Annotated in this window: 19 protein-coding genes; 13 read left to right on the forward strand and 6 right to left on the reverse strand. The window is 64.9% G+C overall.

The features are described 5' to 3' along the window. Nucleotides 1-177: 177 nt before the first annotated feature. Nucleotides 178-1,533 carry a GIN domain-containing protein gene (locus tag E4O92_RS18740; RefSeq protein WP_135191169.1) on the reverse strand — a complete coding sequence of 452 codons (1,356 nt, stop codon included), beginning with the start codon at nucleotides 1,531-1,533 and terminating at the stop codon, nucleotides 178-180. A 166-nt stretch (nucleotides 1,534-1,699) separates the two neighbouring features. On the opposite strand from E4O92_RS18740, the gene E4O92_RS18745 reads away from it, so the two are divergent. The 10 genes from E4O92_RS18745 (at nucleotide 1,700) to bufB (ending at nucleotide 10,327) form a co-directional block, all read left to right on the forward strand. Continuing rightward, complete coding sequence (locus E4O92_RS18745; RefSeq protein ID WP_135191208.1) at nucleotides 1,700-2,758, forward strand: LacI family DNA-binding transcriptional regulator; 1,059 nt, start codon at nucleotides 1,700-1,702, stop codon at nucleotides 2,756-2,758. A gap of 103 nt (nucleotides 2,759-2,861) precedes the next feature. Beyond that, nucleotides 2,862-4,211 (forward strand): glucarate dehydratase, encoded by a 1,350-nt coding sequence (gudD, locus tag E4O92_RS18750; protein WP_135191170.1) that lies wholly within the window; start codon nucleotides 2,862-2,864, stop codon nucleotides 4,209-4,211. Between the two features lie 280 nt (nucleotides 4,212-4,491). Continuing rightward, on the forward strand, nucleotides 4,492-4,677 hold the full coding sequence (locus E4O92_RS18755) for a hypothetical protein (RefSeq protein ID WP_135191171.1): 186 nt from the start codon (nucleotides 4,492-4,494) through the stop codon (nucleotides 4,675-4,677). A gap of 16 nt (nucleotides 4,678-4,693) precedes the next feature. After that, complete coding sequence (locus E4O92_RS18760; RefSeq protein WP_206076905.1) at nucleotides 4,694-5,170, forward strand: hypothetical protein; 477 nt, start codon at nucleotides 4,694-4,696, stop codon at nucleotides 5,168-5,170. A 6-nt stretch (nucleotides 5,171-5,176) separates the two neighbouring features. Next, entirely contained in the window at nucleotides 5,177-6,781 is a 1,605-nt protein-coding gene (locus tag E4O92_RS18765; protein WP_135191172.1) for an AAA family ATPase, read from the forward strand. 1 nt (nucleotide 6,782) lies between these two features. Further along, a complete protein-coding gene (locus E4O92_RS18770; RefSeq protein ID WP_135191173.1) occupies nucleotides 6,783-7,520 on the forward strand; it encodes a general secretion pathway protein GspB in 738 nt (245 codons plus the stop codon). After that, a complete protein-coding gene (gene mobB, locus E4O92_RS18775; RefSeq protein WP_229483514.1) occupies nucleotides 7,507-8,079 on the forward strand; it encodes a molybdopterin-guanine dinucleotide biosynthesis protein B in 573 nt (190 codons plus the stop codon). Before E4O92_RS18770 ends, mobB begins: the two co-directional genes overlap by 14 nt. A 19-nt stretch (nucleotides 8,080-8,098) precedes the next feature. Further along, the gene (locus E4O92_RS18780) at nucleotides 8,099-8,299 is read left to right on the forward strand and encodes a YjfB family protein (protein WP_135191174.1); all 201 of its coding nucleotides are present in this window, start codon (nucleotides 8,099-8,101) and stop codon (nucleotides 8,297-8,299) included. 76 nt (nucleotides 8,300-8,375) lie between these two features. Continuing rightward, nucleotides 8,376-8,642 (forward strand): BufA1 family periplasmic bufferin-type metallophore, encoded by a 267-nt coding sequence (locus tag E4O92_RS18785; protein WP_135191175.1) that lies wholly within the window; start codon nucleotides 8,376-8,378, stop codon nucleotides 8,640-8,642. Next, nucleotides 8,639-10,327 (forward strand): MNIO family bufferin maturase, encoded by a 1,689-nt coding sequence (gene bufB, locus E4O92_RS18790; RefSeq protein WP_135191176.1) that lies wholly within the window; start codon nucleotides 8,639-8,641, stop codon nucleotides 10,325-10,327. The genes E4O92_RS18785 and bufB overlap by 4 nt, the downstream gene beginning before the upstream one ends. Here the strand turns inward: bufB and E4O92_RS18795 are convergent. From E4O92_RS18795 to fumC, 3 genes are all read right to left on the reverse strand, one after another. Next, nucleotides 10,321-10,614 carry a DUF883 domain-containing protein gene (locus E4O92_RS18795; RefSeq protein ID WP_135191177.1) on the reverse strand — a complete coding sequence of 98 codons (294 nt, stop codon included), beginning with the start codon at nucleotides 10,612-10,614 and terminating at the stop codon, nucleotides 10,321-10,323. The two genes, bufB and E4O92_RS18795, sit on opposite strands and share 7 nt — an antisense overlap. Nucleotides 10,615-10,715: 101 nt before the next feature. Continuing rightward, entirely contained in the window at nucleotides 10,716-10,928 is a 213-nt protein-coding gene (locus tag E4O92_RS18800; protein ID WP_135191178.1) for an RNA-binding S4 domain-containing protein, read from the reverse strand. Nucleotides 10,929-10,982: 54 nt separating this feature from the next. After that, entirely contained in the window at nucleotides 10,983-12,377 is a 1,395-nt protein-coding gene (gene fumC / locus E4O92_RS18810) for a class II fumarate hydratase (protein ID WP_135191179.1), read from the reverse strand. An 89-nt stretch (nucleotides 12,378-12,466) separates the two neighbouring features. On the opposite strand from fumC, the gene E4O92_RS18815 reads away from it, so the two are divergent. Beyond that, nucleotides 12,467-13,384, forward strand: a complete 918-nt coding sequence (locus tag E4O92_RS18815) for a type IV pilus assembly protein FimV (protein WP_135191180.1) — start codon at nucleotides 12,467-12,469, stop codon at nucleotides 13,382-13,384. A 355-nt stretch (nucleotides 13,385-13,739) separates the two neighbouring features. On the opposite strand, the gene E4O92_RS18820 is transcribed toward E4O92_RS18815, so the two are convergent. Next, nucleotides 13,740-14,021: a flagellar protein FliT gene (locus tag E4O92_RS18820; protein ID WP_135191181.1), complete on the reverse strand. Its 282-nt coding sequence runs from the start codon at nucleotides 14,019-14,021 to the stop codon at nucleotides 13,740-13,742. Nucleotides 14,022-14,329: 308 nt separating this feature from the next. Between E4O92_RS18820 and E4O92_RS18825 the strand changes: the two genes are divergently transcribed. Next, complete coding sequence (locus tag E4O92_RS18825) at nucleotides 14,330-16,954, forward strand: M1 family metallopeptidase (protein ID WP_135191182.1); 2,625 nt, start codon at nucleotides 14,330-14,332, stop codon at nucleotides 16,952-16,954. A gap of 73 nt (nucleotides 16,955-17,027) precedes the next feature. Continuing rightward, nucleotides 17,028-19,085 carry a M13 family metallopeptidase gene (locus E4O92_RS18830; protein ID WP_135191183.1) on the forward strand — a complete coding sequence of 686 codons (2,058 nt, stop codon included), beginning with the start codon at nucleotides 17,028-17,030 and terminating at the stop codon, nucleotides 19,083-19,085. 69 nt (nucleotides 19,086-19,154) lie between these two features. Here E4O92_RS18830 and E4O92_RS18835 read toward each other — a convergent pair whose 3' ends face one another. Continuing rightward, on the reverse strand, nucleotides 19,155-20,267 hold the full coding sequence (locus E4O92_RS18835; protein ID WP_135191184.1) for a hypothetical protein: 1,113 nt from the start codon (nucleotides 20,265-20,267) through the stop codon (nucleotides 19,155-19,157). Nucleotides 20,268-20,297 lie beyond the last annotated feature (30 nt).

A 20,297-nucleotide genomic window follows, 5' to 3' on the forward strand; every position in this document is an offset into this window, starting at 1 on the left:
GTACGGCGTGCACGGAGTGTGCGCGCGGTTCGCGAACGCGCGTAACGAAACGGCAGCTGCGAGCCAGGCCTATCATCGACGCCGTCGCCCCCGCGAAGGCGGGGGGCCAGACTGAGTCGGCGTCGCACGCGGTCTATGGCGGGAACGACGTGCTATCCGTGCGCCCCTTCGAGCTGCTTACTCGATCATCTGCCTGCTGCGATGACGATCGACCACCAGGATGCGCGGCTGATCGCGCCCCGCGCGTTTGCCACGCTCCGGCGCCACGGTCACCGCTGCGCTGCCCGGTCCACGCACGTCGACGTTCGCGCGTCCGGCCACCAGCTTGCGCGCCGACAGGCTGCCCGATCCGGTCAACTGCGCGGTCAACTGCTCCACGGTGCCCGAAATCGATGCATCGGCCGGACCTCCCATCTGCAGCATCAACCGCCTGCCGGCCATGGCTGCGGTCAGGTCGCCCGTGCCGCGCAGTTCGGCATCGAGTGTGTCGGAGACCATGCCCAGTTGGGCACCGCCAGGCCCGAACCCCTTCACCGTGGCCTTGCGCACTTTCAGTTCACTCGCATTCAGATCGCCCGATCCGCTCATATCCGCGCGCAGGTCCGCCGCGCTGCCGGCCAGCTTGACGTTGCCCGGACCGGCCATGTGCAGAACAGCTGATTGCGCCTGCAGGCCGTTGGCGAGCAGTTCGCCCGAGCCATACACTTCGGCGTCGAATGCGCGGATGGTCCCACCCACGCATGCATTGCCCGGCCCGCGCTGCACCGTACGTACGGTTTCGACGGCCAGGGCGCAGGCATTCAGGCTGCCCGAGCCGCTGATCTCCGCGCTCAGCGCACGTCCGCTGCCGGAGAGCTTGACGTTGCCCGGGCCGCTCATCTGGGCGCTCACGCGCGCCACGTGCAGCTCGTCCGCCCTCAGGTCGCCCGAGCCGCTCACCGTCGCGACCAGTTCATTGCCCACGCGGGCCAGCCACACGCCGCCCGGGCCGCTCATGGCAACATCCACGTTCGCGCTGTTCACCCGGCGCAGATCAAGGGCGCCGCTGCCGCTGCTCTTGATTGACAGTTCGCGCACCGCACCCGCCGCGCGCAGGTCGCCCGGTCCATCGTTGGCAAGGGTAAAGCGGTCCGCTCCCAGCCGTTCGAGTTCGACCGCGCCGGTGCCGGCGTTCTTCAGGCTCTTTAGCATCGGGGCGGTGATCGTTACGTTGACCGTGTCGCGCCGTTTGCCAATGCCGAAGTAGAAGCTGCTCCGCGCGGCCGGCCGCACGATCAGCGTATCGCCGCGCACCACCGTTTCGATCCCGTCCAGCTGCTTGCGCTCGCCTGCGAGTTCGACTGCGCCGTTGCGGCCCTGCGCGCGCACCACCACCCGGTAGGGGCCCGCCAGTTCGATCGCGGAGAACGCGCTTACCTGGCGCTGTTCGGTGACGATTTCTCCAAGCGCAGCATCGGCATGGCTGGCCTGGGTGGCGATGATCGCGGCCGCGATGGCGAGCGCGTAGGCGGCATGTTTGAGCGGGGTTTTCATTTTATTGTTCTTTGACTTGTCCAATGCTGAACGATACGCGAACAAAATGCCTTACGCTGCGTCGGGGCGACAGACGGAACAAATCGTGGAGTCAAACGAACAAAGGCGGTACTGGATGGCGCGAGACGTTTTCAATTTTGCTATCTGCGCGGTGTAGAATGGAATGATGAACGACTCTTCCCATCCCAAAAATTCGCCCGCCCCAGAGCGCGCACGGCGCCGGAAAAGTGGCGGCATTACCTTGGCCGACGTGGCCAAACTGGCCGGCGTGGCGCCGATCACGGCATCGCGCGCGCTCAACACGCCCGATGCCGTGTCGCCCGCGGTGCTGGAGCGGGTGAAGGAAGCGGTCGCGCGCACCGGCTACGTGCCGAACCTGCTGGCAGGCGGGCTGGCTTCCAGAAAGAGCCGGCTGGTGGCGGCCGTGGTGCCGACCATCGCCGGGCCGGTGTTCATGGAAACGGTGCAGGCGCTCACCGAGACCCTGGCCGCATCCGGCTACCAGCTGATGCTGGGCCAGACCGGTTATCACAACTCGCGCGAGGACGCGCTGCTCGATGCGATCATCGGCCGCCGGCCGGACGGCATCGTCCTCACCGGGATCATGCATTCGGCCGAGGGCAGGCGCCGCCTCATCGCCAGCAATATCCCGGTCGTCGAGACCTGGGACCTGACCGCCACGCCGATCGACATGCTGGTCGGCTTTTCGCACGAGAAGATCGGCCAGGCGGTGGCCGAATACCTGCACGCGCACGGACGGCGCAAGGTAGCTTCGATCAGCGGCACGGACGAACGGGCCGAGCGCCGCAACCGCGCCTTTTCGGACGCGGCGCGTGCGCTGGGCATGGCACCAATGGGGCAGGTGCCGACGGTGATGGCGCCGCCGCCCACCACCATCGGCAGCGGCCGCGCGGGACTGGCCGAACTGCTGGCCAAGGCGCCCGAGGTGGACGCGATCTTCTGCAGTTCCGACATGCTCGCGCTGGGCGTGCTGATCGAGGCGCAGGCGCGCGGCATCAAGGTTGGGCAGGACCTCGCCGTGATCGGCCTGGGCGACATGGAGTTCGCCAAGGACGCCAATCCGGCGCTCACCACGGTGCGCCTTGACGGCACCACCATCGGCCGCACCGCGGCGCGCTTCATCATCGATCGCACCGAAGGGCGCCCGATCGCAACAAAGGTGTGCGACATCGGCTTTTCAATCGTCGAGCGCGCCAGCGTCTAGCCCACCAAGAAATGGTTGACAAGTGTGCCCGGCTGGCGCTACCGTATCGCAATAGCATGGTAGCGCTACCAAGCGTCAATTTGCATTCATAAAAGGAAAGCCAATGTCTTCGATTCAAACGGCCGGCACGGACACGCCGGTTGTCACCGGGCTGCGCGTCATCCCGGTGGCTGGCCGCGACAGCATGCTGCTCAACCTCTCCGGCGCGCACGGTCCCTATTTCACCCGCAACCTGGTGATCCTCACCGACAATGCCGGCAATACCGGGGTCGGCGAGGTGCCGGGCGGCGAGCGCATTCGCCAGACCCTGCAGGACTCAGCGGACCTGGTGGTCGGCAAACCGGTGGGCGCCTACCTGAACATCCTGCAGTCGGTGCGCGTGGCGTTCGCCGACCGCGACGCCGGCGGCCGCGGCCAGCAGACCTTCGACCTGCGCACCACCATCCACGCCGTGACCGCGCTGGAGGCCGCGCTGCTGGACCTGCTCGGCAAGCACCTGGACCTGCCGGTCTGCGCGCTCCTGGGCGAAGGGCAGCAGCGCAGCGCGGTGGAGATGCTGGGCTACCTGTTCTACATTGGCGATCGCAACCTGACCGACCTCGATTACCACAGCGAACCTGACGCAGCGGACGACTGGCTGCGCCTGCGCCATGAGGCGGCGCTCACGCCGGAGGCGATCGTGCGCCTGGCCGAGGCGGCCTACCAGCGCTACGGCTTTAACGACTTCAAACTCAAGGGCGGGGTGCTGCGCGGCGAGGCGGAGATCGAGGCGATCAGGGCGCTGCACGAGCGCTTTCCCCAGGCGCGCGTCACGCTCGACCCGAACGGCGGCTGGCTGCTCAAGGACGCGATCCGCCTGTGCCGCGATCAGCGCGGGGTGCTGGCCTATGCCGAAGACCCGTGCGGCGCCGAGGACGGATATTCGGGCCGCGAAGTGATGGCCGAGTTCCGCCGCGCGACCGGTTTGCCGACCGCGACCAACATGATCGCCACCGACTGGCGCCAGATGGGCCACGCGATCGCGCTGCAGTCGGTCGACATTCCGCTCGCCGATCCGCACTTCTGGACCATGCAGGGTTCCGTGCGCGTGGCCCAGATGTGCCGCGACTGGGGACTGACGTGGGGCTCGCACTCGAACAACCACTTCGACGTCTCGCTGGCGATGTTCACCCACGCGGCCGCTGCGGCGCCGGGCAAGATCACCGCCATTGACACCCACTGGATCTGGCAGGACGGCCAGCGCCTGACGCGCGAGCCTTTCACGATTGTGGGCGGCATGGTCGAGGTGCCGAAGCGGCCGGGCCTGGGCGTGGAACTGGACATGGAGCGCATCGAAGCCGCCCACCGCCTGTACCTGGAAAAGGGGCTGGGCGCGCGCGACGACGCGGTCGCGATGCAGTACCTGATCCCCGGGTGGAAGTTCGATAACAAGAAACCCTGCATGGTGCGGTAGGTCGCTACGCTTACCCGTAGGGTGCGCACCCTGTGCGCACGCGGTACATGTGCGTACCCGAGCCAACGATATTCAACCGTACCGCGTGCGCACTGGTCCTCGGCGGCCCCGCGCCCCCTACGACGACGCGCATCACCGCGGCGGGGCGTAGCTCAAAGACAACAGCGACGCCTATCACCCGGCCGGCATCACCACAATCCAAATCAGCCAGCCCGCCACTCCGCTGGCGGGCGCGAGCGTCACGGTGTCATAATGTGTGCCTGGATGAAGGAGACCATCGGTGATCCGTTATATAGGCATGCGCAAAAATGCGGAGGGTGCCACCGTGTATGTATTTATCGTCAACGGCATGGAGAAGGAAATCCGCGAACACGCGCTCAAGCAGCACCCCGGCTGCTTCGAGGCGCTGCCGGCCACGGCCAAGGCCAGGATTGCCGCCAACCGCGCATGGTTGTCCAAGCTGTAAGACGCCCATCGACACCGTGTCCACCCGGCTGCCGCATACCGTCCTCGCTGTTTCCCTGTGCCTGCCCGTGATGCAGGCGCAGGCCCTGCCATCCACCTTCGGCCCCGTGATCGGCAGCGCGCTGCTGTGCCGCAGCCATCTCGATAACGCCTGGTTCTACTCGTACCTGACCTTAGCTTTCGGCCCGGCCTACAAGCACGAGGGCGGCGCCTACTGGTTCAGGTCACCGGATGGTTCGCTGTGGGGCACGCCGGTGTCGGAGGTGATGGTGAGCGACGATACCAGCCCGCTGGTGTTCGTCGGCGCGGTCGCCGAGAGCACGCCGGACAAGCTGGAGCAGGCGATCCGCAGCGTGGCCGGGGTGCGCCATTTGGCGGCCGACGCCTCGCGGTTTCCACTGCGGGTTTCGAATCCCGGCAGTACGATTGCCTACTTCGATACGAAATCCAAAATATACTGCGCCAGATACAAGCCGCTGCCGCCGGTCCGCTAGATCGTCATGTACACCAATTATTTCAGCCTGAAGCAACAGCCGTTTTCGATCGCGCCCGATCCGCGCTACCTGTTCATGAGTGAACGCCATCGCGAGGCGCTCGCGCACCTGCTGTACGGGATCGGCAGCGGCGGCGGATTCGTTTTGTTGACAGGCGAGATCGGCGCCGGCAAGACCACCGTCTGCCGCTGCTTCATCGAGCAGGTTCCCGAGAACTGCAGGCTCGCCTACATCTTCAACCCGCGCCTGACCGTTGAAGAGCTGCTGCAGACGATCTGCGACGAGTTCCATGTGGCCGCGCCGTCTGGCACGGGCAGCGTCAAGGGCTACATCGACGCCATCAACCGCTATCTGCTGGAGTCCCACGCACAGGGCAGCAACAACGTACTGGTGATCGACGAGGCGCAGAACCTGTCGCCGGCGGTGCTGGAGCAGCTGCGCCTGCTCACCAACCTGGAGACCAGCGAGCGCAAGCTTTTGCAGATCATCCTGATCGGCCAGCCCGAACTGCGCGTGATGCTGGCGCGCCCGGAACTGGAGCAGCTGGCGCAGCGCGTGATCGCGCGCTACCACCTGGGGCCGCTGTCGGAGGAGGAGGTCGGGGCCTACGTGGCGCACCGCCTGGCCGTCGCGGGAGTCACCGGCGCAGGACCGATCCCGGCCGCACTCACGCCGCTGATCCACAAGCTCACGCACGGCGTGCCGCGCCGGATCAACCTGTTGTGCGACCGTGCCCTGCTTGGCGCCTACGTCGAAAACAGCCGCGAAGTCACGCGCGCCATCCTGCGCCGGGCGGCCGGCGAAGTGTTCGCCGGTGAGGGCGCAGCGGCCAGGGCTGCGGGCCTGCGCTGGCCGCTGGTGGTGGGCGGCGTGCTGGCTGTTGCGGCGCTCAGCGCAGCCGCTGCGTGGCAGGCATTCCCGCGCGAGGAGCCGCATGCCGTGACGGCCAAGCCACCTGCCGCGACGCCGGCGCCACGAGTGGTTCCGGCTGCGCAGCAGTCCGTTACCCGGGCGGTGCCAAGCGGTCACGCGCGCGAATCGGAGGCCCTGCGCGAGCTGGCGCTGCTCTGGGGCCAGGCGGTGCCGCCGGTCCAGTCGTGCGAGGCGGCGCCCAAGCTGAACCTGCGCTGCCTGCAGGGCAGGGGCGGGCTGTACGAGCTGCGCCTGCTCGACCGTCCGGCCGTCGTCGTCCTGCGTGACGGGCAGCGCACCAGCTATGCGGTCCTTGTCGCCATGGACGAGCGCAGCGTGACCTTGGGCGTCGGCGACCAGCGCCAGAAGTTTGAGCTGGCCGCGTTCGTGCCGCGTTTCGGCGGCGAATTCACTACGCTGTGGAAGGTGCCGCGCGGCTTTCGCGACGAGGTGACGGCCGGCGACCAGGGGCCGGACGTGGACTGGATCGCAGCCCGCCTGGCGCAGTTGAACAGCGCGCCGGCGCCGGCCATCGACCAGCCATTCGACAAGCGCACGCAGGCATGGCTGCTCACGTTCCAGTCGAAGCAGAACCTGAAGGCGGACGGCGTGGCCGGGCCGCGTACCTACATGCGGCTTAACCAGCTGTCCGGCGTCGACGAGCCGCGCCTGCTCGCTGCGGCCGGGACGGGAAAATAATATGTCCTACATCCTCGAAGCACTCAAGAAGGCGCAGGCCGAACGCCAGTTGGGCAACGCGCCAACGATCCATGCGCCGCAGCCGGTACATGTCGCGCCCGTACTTAAGGGCGGCAGCCGCAAGCCCCTGCTGATCGGGCTCGTGGCCGGGGTGCTGGTCGCATCGGCCGCGGCCGTGCTCACCTGGCGCCAGCAGGCGCCGGTGCAGGTTGCGGCCGTCGCGCCGGCGCCGGTTCAGCACGTGCCCGTCGCGCCGCCGCCCGAGGCAGTCATCCCGAACGAGCCGGTGCTGCCCACTGCGGCCCCGGCCAAGACCCATGCTGCGCCGGCACCGGTGGCGTCTCCTCCTCATGCCGACGCCAGTGCGCCTGAACATCCGCCTGCCAAACCGCAGCCGGTAGCTCGTGCGGCGTCTGTGCAGCACCAAGCGGCGCCCAAGGCCGCCGCGCCAGTCGAGATGCAGGCGCCGCCACCGGCCGCCGCCGCGCCAAATGCGCAAGCGGAGGAGCAGAATCTGCGCACCCTGCAGGAGCTGCCCGAAGCGATCCAGCGTGAAGTGCCGAGGATCGCGTTCGGAGGCTACATGTATTCGCCGAACCCGGCCGACCGTCTGGTCCTGATCGACAAGGCGCTGCGCCACGAAGGCGAGGAAGTGGCGCCCGGGCTGGTACTGGAAAAGCTGCTGCCGAAAGCGGCGGTCATGAACTTCCGGGGATATCGTTACCGTGTCCCGTACTGAGGCGCTGGCGCTCCCGCCCAACGTGTTGGGCGTGGTAGGCTGGTCCGGCAGCGGCAAAACCACCTTGCTCGAAACGCTGGTCGCACGCCTGGCCGAACACGGCCTGCGCGTGAACGTGATCAAGCACAGCCACCACGACTTCGATCTCGAACCGCCGCACAAGGACAGCGCACGCCTTCGCATGGCTGGCGCAGCGGAGGTGATGATCGCCTCAAGGCAGCGCGTGGCGGTCGTGCGTGAGCTGCGCGACACGTGCGAGCCGTCGCTGGCCGAACATCTGGCGCGGCTTACTCCCGCTGACCTGACCCTGGTCGAAGGTTACAAGTGGGAGCCGTATCCCAAGCTGGAGGTGTACCGGCCGGCGCTGGGCCAGCGCGCGCTGTACCACGATGACCCCAACATCGTCGCCGTCGCGTCCGATGCGCCACGGCCGGAGGGGCTTGCCGCGCACCTTGCATGGCTCTACCTCAATTCGCCCGAGGCTGTGTTGGTCTGGCTCATGGATTATTTGTCGGGGGAGCCTAAAGTTTCTCCAGATGGGGCCGTAAATGGAGGATAGCCCTTATCAGGAGGATGAAATGGATGTCGCAGGTATCGCCAAGCTGTCGACCAGCATCGCCGAGACTGGCCTCAAGCAGGACGTCGGTCTTGCAGTTCTCAAGCGCGCCCAGGAAATCGACAGCGCGACCGCAACGCAGCTGATCGACGCGGTCAAGGACGCACCAAGCGTCCAGAACCTTCCCCCCAACCTCGGCACCCGGATCAATACCACCGCCTGAGGCCGCCAAACTGGCGGGCATAGTAGAATTGCCGGCGCGTACACATTGCGCCAGATCAAACTACAGGAGCCCGCCCATGAATAAGCGTCAAGCCATGCTCGCCACCGCGCTGGCGAGCGTCTGCGCCGCCAGCGTCGTTTCCGCTGCCGGCCACGAAGCCAAGCCCGACCAGGAAAAGTGTTACGGCGTCGCCAAGGCCGGTCAGAACGACTGCGGCACGGCAACGCATGGCTGTGCCGGCGCGGCCAAGACCGACAATGACCCGGCCGAGTGGAAATTCGTCGCCAAGGGCACCTGTGAACGGGCCGGCGGCAAGTTGGGCGCCGACAAGCAAGCCGAATGACGCGGGAGGCGCGCGGCGTCGGCGTCGGGCTGCGCGTACCGCATTACCACCAGTTTCTCGAGCAGCGGCCGCAAGTCGGCTGGCTTGAGGTTCACACCGAAAACTTCATCACCCAGTCCGGCTGGGACTGGCACGTGCTGCAGCAGTTGCGGCGCGACTATCCGTTCAGCCTGCATGGCGTCGGCCTGGGCCTGGGTTCGGCCCGCGGCTTTTCTGACATTCATCTCGAGCGCGTGCGCGCGCTGGTCCGGCGTGTCGAACCTGCGCTCGTTTCCGAACATTTGAGTTGGGGTGCGCTGCACGATCGCCAGCTGAACGACTTGTTGCCCCTGCCGTTATCGACCGCCGCACTCGACCTGTTGTGCGCTCGTGTCGCGCGGGTGCAGGACGCGTTGCAGCGCAGGATCCTGATCGAGAATGTCTCGACTTATGTGCGCTTTCGCGCCGATTCAATGAGCGAGGCCGAATTCCTGGCAGAACTTGCGCGGCGTACGGGTTGTGGCGTGCTGCTTGACGTGAACAATCTCTACGTCAACCAGTGCAATCACGGCGAGGATGCGCTAGCCGCGATCGCGGCACTGGCCCCAGGCACGGTCGGCGAAATCCACCTCGGCGGCCACTTGGTGACACCGCATGCCGCGATCGACCATCATGGCGCTGCGGTGGCTTTGCCCGTCTGGGATTTGTACGAAGCGGCACTGGCGCGCTTTGGCCAGGTGCCGACGCTGATCGAGTGGGATGCCGATCTGCCGTCGCTGGACGTGCTGCTGGCCGAGGCCCGCAAGGCCGAAGCAATCGCCAGCAAATATGCGCCGCCCAACGTGTGCGACGTCACCATTGCGCCCGATTCGACCTGCGCACCGGCTATCGATGATCTGGCGGCGGTACAGCAAGCATTCGGCGACGCGCTGTTCGACAGCCGCCGCAACGCGGGGGTGCTCGACCGTTTGACGGCGGGGCAGGGCAGTGCGCGGCTTGCGATCTATCGCGGCAACCTGAGCGCCAACTGGGAACGGGCGCTGGGCGAGGCCTACCCGGTGATCCATCAACTTGTCGGAGACGAATTTTTCGCCGGGCTCGCGCGGGCCTACGGCAAGGCCAACCCCGCACAGGACCCGGACCTGAACCGGTTCGGCGACAGGTTCGCGCAGTTCCTCGCGGGATTCGAACACGTGGCTGCTTTTCCCTACCTGCCCGACATGGCGCAGCTCGAATGGTCGCTGCACCTTGCCCACTACGCGACCGATGCTTCGGGCCTGGACAGGAGCGCGTTCGCGCACGTTTCGCCGGCAATGCTGGAGGGCGCGCGCCTGAAACTGCGCCCCGGGTGCCGCATTCACGCGTCAAGGTGGGCGGTCGTTCAACTGTGGCTCGCGCACCAGCCGGATGGTCCGGCGTTTCCGGATCAGATGCAGGCTGAGAGCCATGCGCTGGTGCTGCGCACCGGCTGGCAAGCGTCGGTCGTACCGCTCACGCGCGCGGCGCACGCGATGCTATCAAAGCTCGCCGCAGGGCAGGCGTTCGGCGCGGCGCTGGACGCTGCCTTGGCTCTTGAGGAGGACTTCGACATTGGCGAACACTTGAACCGGTGGCTCGTGCTCGGCGTCTTCATTGAGATCGCGTTGAAAGAAAAGGTGGCGGGAGAAAAGAGCGGCGCCAGAAAGGCGCCGCTCGTGGGTCAGTGAAAATGTTGAAACGCGCGCAAAATGCGTTCTTCGCCGGTCTTGTCGGCGTACAGCTCGTTGGCTGCACGGGTCGCGTCGATCATGCGATTGAGCTGGGCGTCTTCGAAACGCGCCAGTTCCTCGTTGGCGGCGCTTAATGCCAACGCCAGCTTTTCACGCGCGTTCTGGTACAGAACGCTGGTGTATTGGTCAGTGTTCCTCAACAATTCTTCCGCGTTTTCAATGACCAGACGCAAATCACTGATAAGTCGCTCCTGCGTCCTGGAGCTTTCTTCCGGAGTATCCATCGCCTTCACCTTTAGCCGATCGATTACGGCTTAAAAATAGAACAATGGCTTCCGGATGAGTTTGTCTGAACGCAAATGTTAGCGGTACATGCCGGGTTAGCCTATTGCACGCTGATCCGCACGTCGCCCACAGTCACGGTCTGGCCGGCGCGAATCTTGGCGGTCTTGCGCAGTTCCTGTTTGCCATCGACCGCCACCACGCCGCTGGCCACCATGTTCTTGCCGGCGCCGCCGCTGTCGACCAGCCCGACCAGCTTGAGCAACTGGTTGAGCTCGACGAATTCGGATGTCAGTTCGAAAGTCGTTTTTTGCATTCTATTTCCTGGGGGTAGTGATTACTGTTCGGTGACGTACGCTCGGTCGGGCGGCTAAGCCGGTTCGGGACGCGTCATGTCTAGCGGCACGATCCATTTGTCGAACTGCTGCTCGTCGACAAAGCCCGACTGCAGTGCCGCCTGGCGCAGCGTCAGTCCTTCGTGCTGCGCCGTCTTGGCAATTTGCGCGGCGCGATCATACCCGATGTGCGGCGCCAGCGCCGTCACCAGCATCAGCGACTGTTCCATCAGCTGACCGATCCGGGCCCGGTTCGGCTCGATACCGCGTGCGCAGAATTCCTCGAACGAGCGCATGCCGTCGGCCAGCAGGCGCGCGCTTTGCAGGAAGTTATGGATGATCATCGGCTTGAACACATTCAGCTCGAAGTTGCCGGCCGCGCCGCCGACCGTGATCGCGACATCGTTGCCGAACACCTGGCAGCACAGCATGGTCAGGGCCTCGGCCTGGGTCGGGTTGACCTTGCCCGGCATGATCGAGCTGCCCGGCTCGTTTTCCGGAATCGTGATCTCGCCCAGGCCCGACCGCGGACCGGAAGCCATCCACCGGATGTCGTTGGCGATCTTGGTCAAGGCGGTCGCCAGGGTCTTGAGGGCGCCATGGGCCGCCACTAGCGCATCATGGCCGGCCAGCGCGGCGAACTTGTTTGGTGCGCTCTTAAATTGCAGTCCCGTGCGGGAGAAAAGTTCGGCCGCGATGCGCGGGGCGAATTCCGGGTGGGCGTTCAGGCCCGTGCCCACGGCGGTGCCGCCCGCGGCCAGGGCGAGCAGGCCGGGCAGGGCGCCGCGGATCGTGTGTTCGGAGAACTCGAGCTGGGCCACGTAGCCGGAAAATTCCTGGCCCAGCGTGAGCGGGGTAGCGTCCTGCAGGTGGGTGCGGCCGATCTTGACGATGGAGGCGAAATCGCGCGCCTTCACTTCCAGCGTGCCGCGCAGCCGCGCGAGTGACGGCAGCACCTGCTGCGACACCGCCAGTGCCGCCGCCACGTGCATTGCGGTCGGGAATATGTCATTGGACGACTGGCCCATGTTGACATGGTCGTTCGGGTGCAGCAGCCGGCCTTCGCCGCGCTGGCCTCCCAGGATCTCGGAGGCGCGGTTGGCCAGCACCTCGTTCATGTTCATGTTGCTCTGGGTGCCGGAGCCGGTCTGCCACACGGACAACGGGAACTCGTCCGGATGCTTGTCCTCCAGCACTTCATCCGCAGCCTTGATGATGGCGTCGGCCTTGTCGGCCGGCAGCTTGCTCAGCGAGCGATTGACCGCCGCGGCGGCGCGCTTGACCTGGGCCAGTGCCTTGACCAGCTCCGGCGGCATGCGCTCGCTTGAAATATGGAAGTGATGCAGCGAGCGCTGGGTCTGCGCGCCCCACAGGCGGTCCGCCGGCACCTCGATCGGGCCGAAACTGTCCTTCTCGATCCTGTTTTCCATAGACAAATCCTATTTTGCAAGGCTGAGGCTAAAGAGTTTATCGCAATACCCGTTAACGATGTTTAGGCATCAAATCCGAACTGCCCCATATGGCGCATCGCCTTTCCCAATTCCTGACAGGTTCGCTTCTCGCCGTCCTGGCGCTGACCCACGTACGCGCGGCGGAACTGGCCGAGGCGCGGGTCAGCTCGCATATCGGCCAGCAGTTGGTGGCCGACATTGAACTGGTCGGGATCGACAATCCGGCTGAAAAAGTGGCGGTCAGGCTGGCGCACCCGGACGTGTACCGCGGGGCGAACCTCCTGATTCCCGAGGTGCTGTCGAACGTGAGCTTGTCCGTGATGCAGCGCGACGGGCGCCAGTTCCTGCATGTGACCTCGCTCATGCCGGTCGATGCGGACCACCTGCACCTGTACCTTGAACTGGACGACGGCGGCCACAAGGTGGTGCGCCTGTCCACATTGTGGCTCACGCCTAACCCGGCCCCCGTGTCGCGGCCACCGCCGGAACCGGCCGCGCCGGCGCTGCCCGCATTTAAGCCTGTGGCGCCCCGCGCGCAAGTCGTGCCGCCGGCGGCGCCGCCACGGCCAATCAGGATGCCCGCGCCGGTGCCGGTCACTGAGCCGGCAAGCAAGCCGCCTGCGCCTGCCGCCTGCGCGCCGGTTGCGCCGTTGAACGAGGAAAAAGCATGCATCGCGCTGGGTGCGAAGAATGCCGCGCTGCGAGAAAAGATTGGCCAACTGGAGCACAAGGTGACGGTCTTGGGGACGTTGGCGCGTGCGCCGCAGGCGCCACCTCCAGGTGCGATCAAACCGAAGCCCGCGCCCAAAAAACAGGCCGAGGCCGATAAGGGGGGCTGGCGCTGGGTGGTGGCGGGGATCGTGGGCGCCGTGCTCGCCGCGCTGGCGGGAGGCGGGCTGTTCGTGTACCGAAGAAACAAAGCGATCAAGGCAAAGGAAACGGCCCTGCGAGGTGGAATCAAGAGCCGCCTGATGCCGGGACCGTAGCGGAAGGCCACCCGCACCTTTCCCTCTTTACAATTTTTACTTATCGGTTATACTATTTTTCACAAACGGCACAGGATCTGGCGCAGTCACCATCGATAGCGTGGCGCGGAAAGCAGATGATCGTTGAGGAAACGCCTGTGTTCGGAAGCGGTCTTGCATGCCAACAGTGTGCTGCGGACGCCGGATGCAACCGGCAAGAGGCGACGCCAGGAGATACCTGGTGTTCGCTCTCCCATTCTGGTGGCCGACGCAGGTCGTGCCGTCTTTCCTGGCGCCTTCGGGCGCTTTTCTTTTTTCCGTGTTGCCAACAAAAAAAGCGCCCGCAGGCGCTTTATTCATCGGTTCAAACCAAAGCTCAGTGCGCCTGCATCGCGCGGTCGAGCTGGCCCATCCACGATTCGGTCGTCTCGCGGATCGCGCGGTCGTTGGCCAGGATCTGCTTGAGCAGGTCAAGCTTGCGCACGCGCTTGGCGCCGTCCAGCGCCGGCACGCCGCCCATCGTAGCGCTGGCCGCTGCCGCGCACTGATTCTCCAGCGTGTCCAACTGGTTCCAGTCGCTTGCCTTGGCCGCGACCACCATCCTGCTCGTCAGGCCGGCGATATGTTCATACATCGAAAGCACTTCGTTGGAGGTCATATTGGCATCAGGGCAATAAATTAGTGGTCAGATTCCCGCTTCTCTGTCCTTAACGGCGCCGCCTTCCGAAACTTTAGGGTGGGGATAAAAAAAATTGAAAATATTTTGACCGGCTGATGTTGTTATTTATGCACGGTCAATCCGTGCCGCTCGCCGGCAAGCGAACCTGCCATTCCCAGCATCCGACGCTTTAGCCGTGTTTTTTGCAGTCCATCGCATTATTGGCCCATGTGCAGGTTCTCTTGCATACATTGCATGCTGGGTTTCTGCGCGCATGCCGGACCCGACAACAATAAGAGAGGAAGCAGATGAGACAAATCCATGCAACGCAGGCCGCCGCAGCCGCGGCCCTGGCGCTGGCCATCGGCGGGGCTCACGCCGAGGCGCCGTTTTCGTTTGCCGCGACGCCCGGCAAGTTGCCCAAGGACGTGGTGCCGCTTCAGTATGCTGCGCACCTGGTGCCGGACATTGGCGCCCACACCTTCAAGGGCAGCGAAATGGTTGAAATCGAAGTGCTCAAACCCACTTCGAAGATCATGCTCAACGCCGACAGGCTCGAGATCGCCAGCGCCACCCTGTCCGGCAAGGGTGTCGACCAGCTCAAGCTCAGTCCCGTGCTCGACCGCGAACAACAGACGCTGGCCTTTAACCTCGACAAGCCGTTGGCTCCGGGTAAATACAAGCTGGCGCTGGAGTTCAGCGGCCAGATCAACCGCGAAGGGCGCGGACTGTTCTACATAAACTACAAGGCGAGTGAGCGCGACAAGAAAATGATCGCGACCACGATGGAACCGACCGATGCGCGGCGCCTGCTGCCCACGTGGGACGAGCCGGCTTTCCGCGCTTCGTTCAAGCTCACGGTCGACCTGCCGGAGAACTTCAAGGCATTTTCGAATACGCCCGTCGAAAAGCAGCAAAAGCTTGGGGACGGCAAGCAGCGCGTTTCGTTCGCGGTCACGCCAAAAATGCCGAGCTATCTGGTGGTGCTGGTGGCCGGAGAACTGGACCGGGCGACAGCCAGGCAGGACGGCGTGGACATTGGCGTGGTGACGACCGAGGGCAAAGAGCGCTCGACAGCTTTTCCGTTGGCCTCGGCCAAGGGTCTGCTGCGCTACTACAACAACTATTTCGGTACGCCGTACCCGCTGGCCAAACTGGACCTGATCGCAATCCCGAACAACATCAACGGCGCGATGGAGAACTGGGGCGGCATCGTCTATGCGGATTCGGCCCTGCTGTATGACCCGGAAACGAGTCCGGAAGTGGTGAAAAAGACCACGTTCTCGATCAACGCGCACGAAATCGCCCACCAGTGGTTCGGCAACCTCGTGACGATGGCGTGGTGGGACAACCTGTGGCTCAATGAAGGCTTTGCCTCTTGGATGGCGGCCAAGGCGACCGAGCACTTCCACCCCGAGTGGCGGCCCTACCTGGACGGCATCGCCGAGCGCGAGGGCGTGCTCAACCTCGACGCGCGCAAGACCACCCACCCGATCCAGAGCCCTGTCGAGAACGAGGCGCAGGCTGGCAACGCGTTCGACGCAATCACCTACGAGAAGGGCCAGGCATTCCTGCGCATGCTCGAAGCCTACCTCGGCGAGGACGCGTTCCGCAAAGGGATCCGCGCCTACATGGCCAGGCACCAGTATTCGAACACCACCTCGGCCGACCTGTGGAGCGCGCTTGAAAAGGCGTCCGGCAAGCCGGTCGAAAAGCTGGCCTCGGACTGGACCACGCAACCGGGCCACCCCTTGATCAGCGTGTCGCAAAGCTGCGAGAACGGAAAGCGCAAGGTCACGCTGTCGCAGGAGCAGTTCCGGCTGGACGAGCCGGCGCTTGATAAGCGGCTGTGGAACGTGCCGCTGCAGGTTGGCACGGTGGGCGGCAAGGCATGGTACACGCTGCTGTCCGGCCCGAGCACGACCCTCACGCAGGCCGGCTGCGACGCCGCCCTGGTCGTCGATCCGTACAGCGTCGGGTTCTTCCGCATCCACTACGATCCGGCCAGCTTCGCGGCGCTGGCGGGGCAGGCAGCCAAGCTGCCGGACACCACGCGCCTGAAGTTGCTGGGCGATACCTGGGGCATGGTCGCCGCCGGCCGCATGCACCTCGAGGACTACTTGATGCTGGTGTCGAAGTACGGCGACGAGCCGCGGCTGGCGGTGTGGCAGTCGATCCTCGCCAACCTCGCCACGCTCGACACGCTGGCGCGCGGCGAACCGGAGCAGCCGCTGATCCGCGGCTTCGTTCGCAACTTCATCAAGCCGAAGTTCGCACAGCTTGGCTGGGAGGAAAAGGCGGGAGAATCCACAGAGGATCGTGAACTGCGCGCGCTGCTCGCCACGGCATTGGCGCGCGCCGGCGACGAGTCTGCCATTGCGCAGGCGCGCACCCGCTTTGCGCGCTACCTTGACGATCCCTCGTCGGTCAGCCCGGTAATGATCGACTTCGTCATCAATACCGCCGGCCGTTATGCCGACGCGGCCATTTATGACGCGCTGGCCGCGCGGGCGATGGCCACTACCAGCACCGAAGAGCGCAACCGCTTCGGCCGCGCGCTGTCGGCCGTGCAGGACCCGGCGCTGGCGGCGCGCACGCTCAAGTCCGCGCTGGCGCCGGGAATGCCGCCGAACCAGGTGACTTCGATCCTGCCCAGCGTGGGGCGCGAACACGTGCGCCAGGCCTGGCAATTCGCGGTCGAGCACCGCGACGAACTGATCAAGTCGACCGATTCGACCAACCGCAATCGGGCGTTTGCCAGCATCGTCAGCGCCTCGGCCAATCCACAGGACGCGCAAGTGATGGAGGATTTTGTGCGCGAAAACTTCGGCCCGGATGCCCTGGTCGAGGCCCAGCGCGTGGGCAATGGCATTCGCATCCGCGCCCAGCAGAAGGCGCGCCTGCTGCCGCAGGTGCGCGCGGCGCTGAAATGATTTGGCAGCGGGGCCCGGCACTGTGCTAACTTTTGCATAGGACGAGGACCCGGATAACTAGATAAGGGAAACGATGAAGACAATTTTGACTCCGATGAAAACCGCGATCGCCCTGGCCTTGTGCGGCGCATCGCTCGCATTGGCGCCCGGCGTGGCCGGCGCTCGGCAGGCGGCCGCACCGGCCGCCGAAAAGCAGGCCAACATGGCCGTGCTGCCTGGCGACGACTTCTACACCTGGGCGAATGGCGCCTGGATGGCCAAAACCGAAATCCCGGCCGACAAGTCCCGCTGGGGCGCAATGGGTGCGCTGGCCGAGGAAACCAACCAGCGCATCGTCAAGCTGATCGAAGCACTGGTCGCAGACAAGGCCGCCACCGGCGAAGCGCGGAAAGTCGCCGACTACTACAGCGCCTACATGAACGAGGCCGCGATCGAAGAGAAGGGGACGGCGCCGATCAAGCCGGTGCTGGAACGGATCGGCGCCATCAAGGACAAGGCCGGCCTCGTGCGCATGCTCGGCGAATCGTTGCGGGCCGACGTCGACCCGCTCAACAACACCAACTTCTTTACCGAGAACGTGTTCGGCGTCTGGATCGCTCCCGGCCTGCACGACCCTGCGCACAACACGCCCTATCTGCTGCAAGGTGGCCTGGGCATGCCCGACCGCGCCTACTACCTTGACGACAACCCAAGGATGGCGGACCTGCGTACCAAGTACCAGCAGCACATCGCGGACATGCTCAAGCTGGCTGGCTATAGCGATCCGCAGGCACGTGCCGCCAAAGTCTTTGCGCTCGAGACGGCGATCGCCAAGACCCACGCCACGCGCGAGGATTCGGCCGACGTGCTCAAGGCGGACAACACCTGGACCGTGAAGGACTTCAGCGCCAAGGCGCCAGGGATCGACTGGCCGGCCTTCTTCAAGGCTGCGCGCCTGTCCGGCCAGGACAAATTCATCGTCTGGCATCCGAGCGCGGTGACCGGCGAAGCGAAACTGGTGGCCGATACCGACCTTGCGACCTGGAAGGACTACCTGGCCTTTCACCGCCTGAATCACTTTTCGGGGGTGCTGCCGAAGGCGTTCGTCGAGCAGGGTTTCGAGTTCTACGGCAAGGCCCTCTCCGGCACGCCGCAACAGTCGCCACGCTGGAAGCGCGCGCTGTCCGCGACCAATGGTGCACTGGATGAGGCGGTGGGCAAGATCTACGTTGCGCACTATTTCCCGGCCGAGAGCAAGGCCAAGTTGCAGCAGATGGTCAGCAACATCGTCGACGCATTCAGCAAGCGCATCGACAAGCTGGACTGGATGGCGCCGGCCACTCGCGCGCAGGCCAAGCAAAAGCTCAAGACCCTGTACGTCGGTATTGGCTATCCGGACAAGTGGAAGTCGTACGCTGGTTTGACGGTCCTACCTTCCGACGCGTTCACCAACGCTGCCAAGGCCGAGGAGTTCCATTACGGCCAGGAGATCGCCAAGCTCAAGCAAAAGCCTGACCGCACCGAGTGGGCGATGCCGCCGCAGCTGGTCAACGCGGTCAACCTGCCGCTGCAAAACGCGCTGAACTTCCCGGCAGCGATCCTGCAGCCGCCGTTCTTCGACCCCAAGGCATCGGACGCCTCGAACTACGGCGCGATCGGCGCGATCATCGGCCACGAGATCAGCCACAGCTTCGACGACCAGGGTTCGCAGTTCGACGCCCAGGGCCGCTTGCGCGACTGGTGGACCAAGGCCGACGCCGAGCACTTCAAGGAGGCGTCCGCCAAGCTGGTGGCCCAGTACTCGGCCTACAAGCCTTTCCCTGACCTTGCCGTCAACGGGCAGCTGACGCTGTCGGAGAACCTGGCTGACCTGGCCGGCGTGGAGGCGGCCTACGACGCTTTCCACGCCACGCCGCAAGGCAAAAGCGCGGGCGTGGAAGGCGACCGCCAGTTCTTCACCGGCTTTGCACAAAGCTGGCGCACCAAGGCGCGCGAAGCGGCCGAGCGCCGCGGCATCCTGACCGACGGCCACGCGCCGCCGGCCTATCGCACTGCCACCGTGCGCAATATGGACGCATGGTACAAGGCGTTCGACGTGCAGCCGGGGCAGAAGCTGTACCTGGCGCCGCAGGACCGGGTGCGGGTCTGGTAAGCCGAACTTGAGCGAGGTGCGTGCGTTGTTACGCTCCGTGCGCACCCCGGTCCAGCCCCTGCACGCTGGTCACCGGAGGGTGAAGTTCAGGGATATCGGGTAGATCATCTCGCACGGCTCGCCGTGGCAGACCGCGGGCTTGAACTGCTGGGCCGCCGCCAGTCTTGCCACATGGTGCGAAAGGTTGAGATCGGGCGAGCGCATGGAAGTGAAGGACTTGGGCTTGCCGTCCTTGCCAACGACGACGTACACCAGCAACCTGCCGCGCGCGTCCGGGTACATCTCGTTGCGCATTTTGGCGATGCTGGAGATCAACTCGCCGTGGCCGTTGACGGGGTAGGGCGGTTCGTCGCCGTCCTCCAGCGCCGGGTAGGCCCCCTTTATAAAGGCCTGCTGGCCCGGCGTGAGCATTTCCCAGCTTGCACGCGGGGGAACGTAGTCGGTTATCTTGCTGGATAATTCGGGGTCTCGCACCGCGTAACGGCCGGACTCGGGGCTTACCTGCGGTGACGCGCCTGCCACCCGGTCGTCATGGAACATGCCTTCGTAACGCCGCCCGCTTCCGGCGTAGATCATCACGCCTTTGCCCTCGAATTTGTCGTCCTCCCATTCACCCTCGTAGCTGCCACCGAGCGCATACACTTGCTTGCCCCGGCCGTTGCGCTTGTCGTCCTTCCATGCACCCTCATAGGTGTCGCCGTCTGCGGAGACTTCCTTGCCCCAGCCGTTGCGCTTGTCGTTCTTCCACATGCCTTCGTAGCGGCGGCCTCTTGGATCGACAGCAATACCGGGGCCGTCGTAAATATCATTCACGACGCTGCCTTCGTACATGTACCCGTTTTCCCATTTGAAGAAGCCTTGGCCGTGCGGTACGCCGTTCCTGAAGGTGCCGATGTAGGTGTACTGTTTGGTGGTGAGCGTGCCTTCACCGCTGACTTCGCCGTGCACCAGCGTCGCCTCAAGCTGGTACTTGCCCTTTTCGCGCACGCTCCATTTGAGCATGCCCTTGCCGTCCGCGTACCCATCCTTGCAGGCACCGTTCCATTTGACGGCATCGTCTTCCGGGCGCGGCTCGAGCCTGGCGATCCGGCAGTTGGCGTCGCCGTACCATAACGGGGCTTCGTCGGCGTATGCCGTGCCGCCCAGGCAAAGCGCGGCCATCAGAAAGATAGTTTTGTTCATGGCATTAATGGTAACGAAAGCAAAATGTAT

Source organism: Massilia horti (assembly GCF_004614195.1).
In the GTDB taxonomy this organism is placed as follows: domain Bacteria; phylum Pseudomonadota; class Gammaproteobacteria; order Burkholderiales; family Burkholderiaceae_D; genus Telluria; species Telluria horti.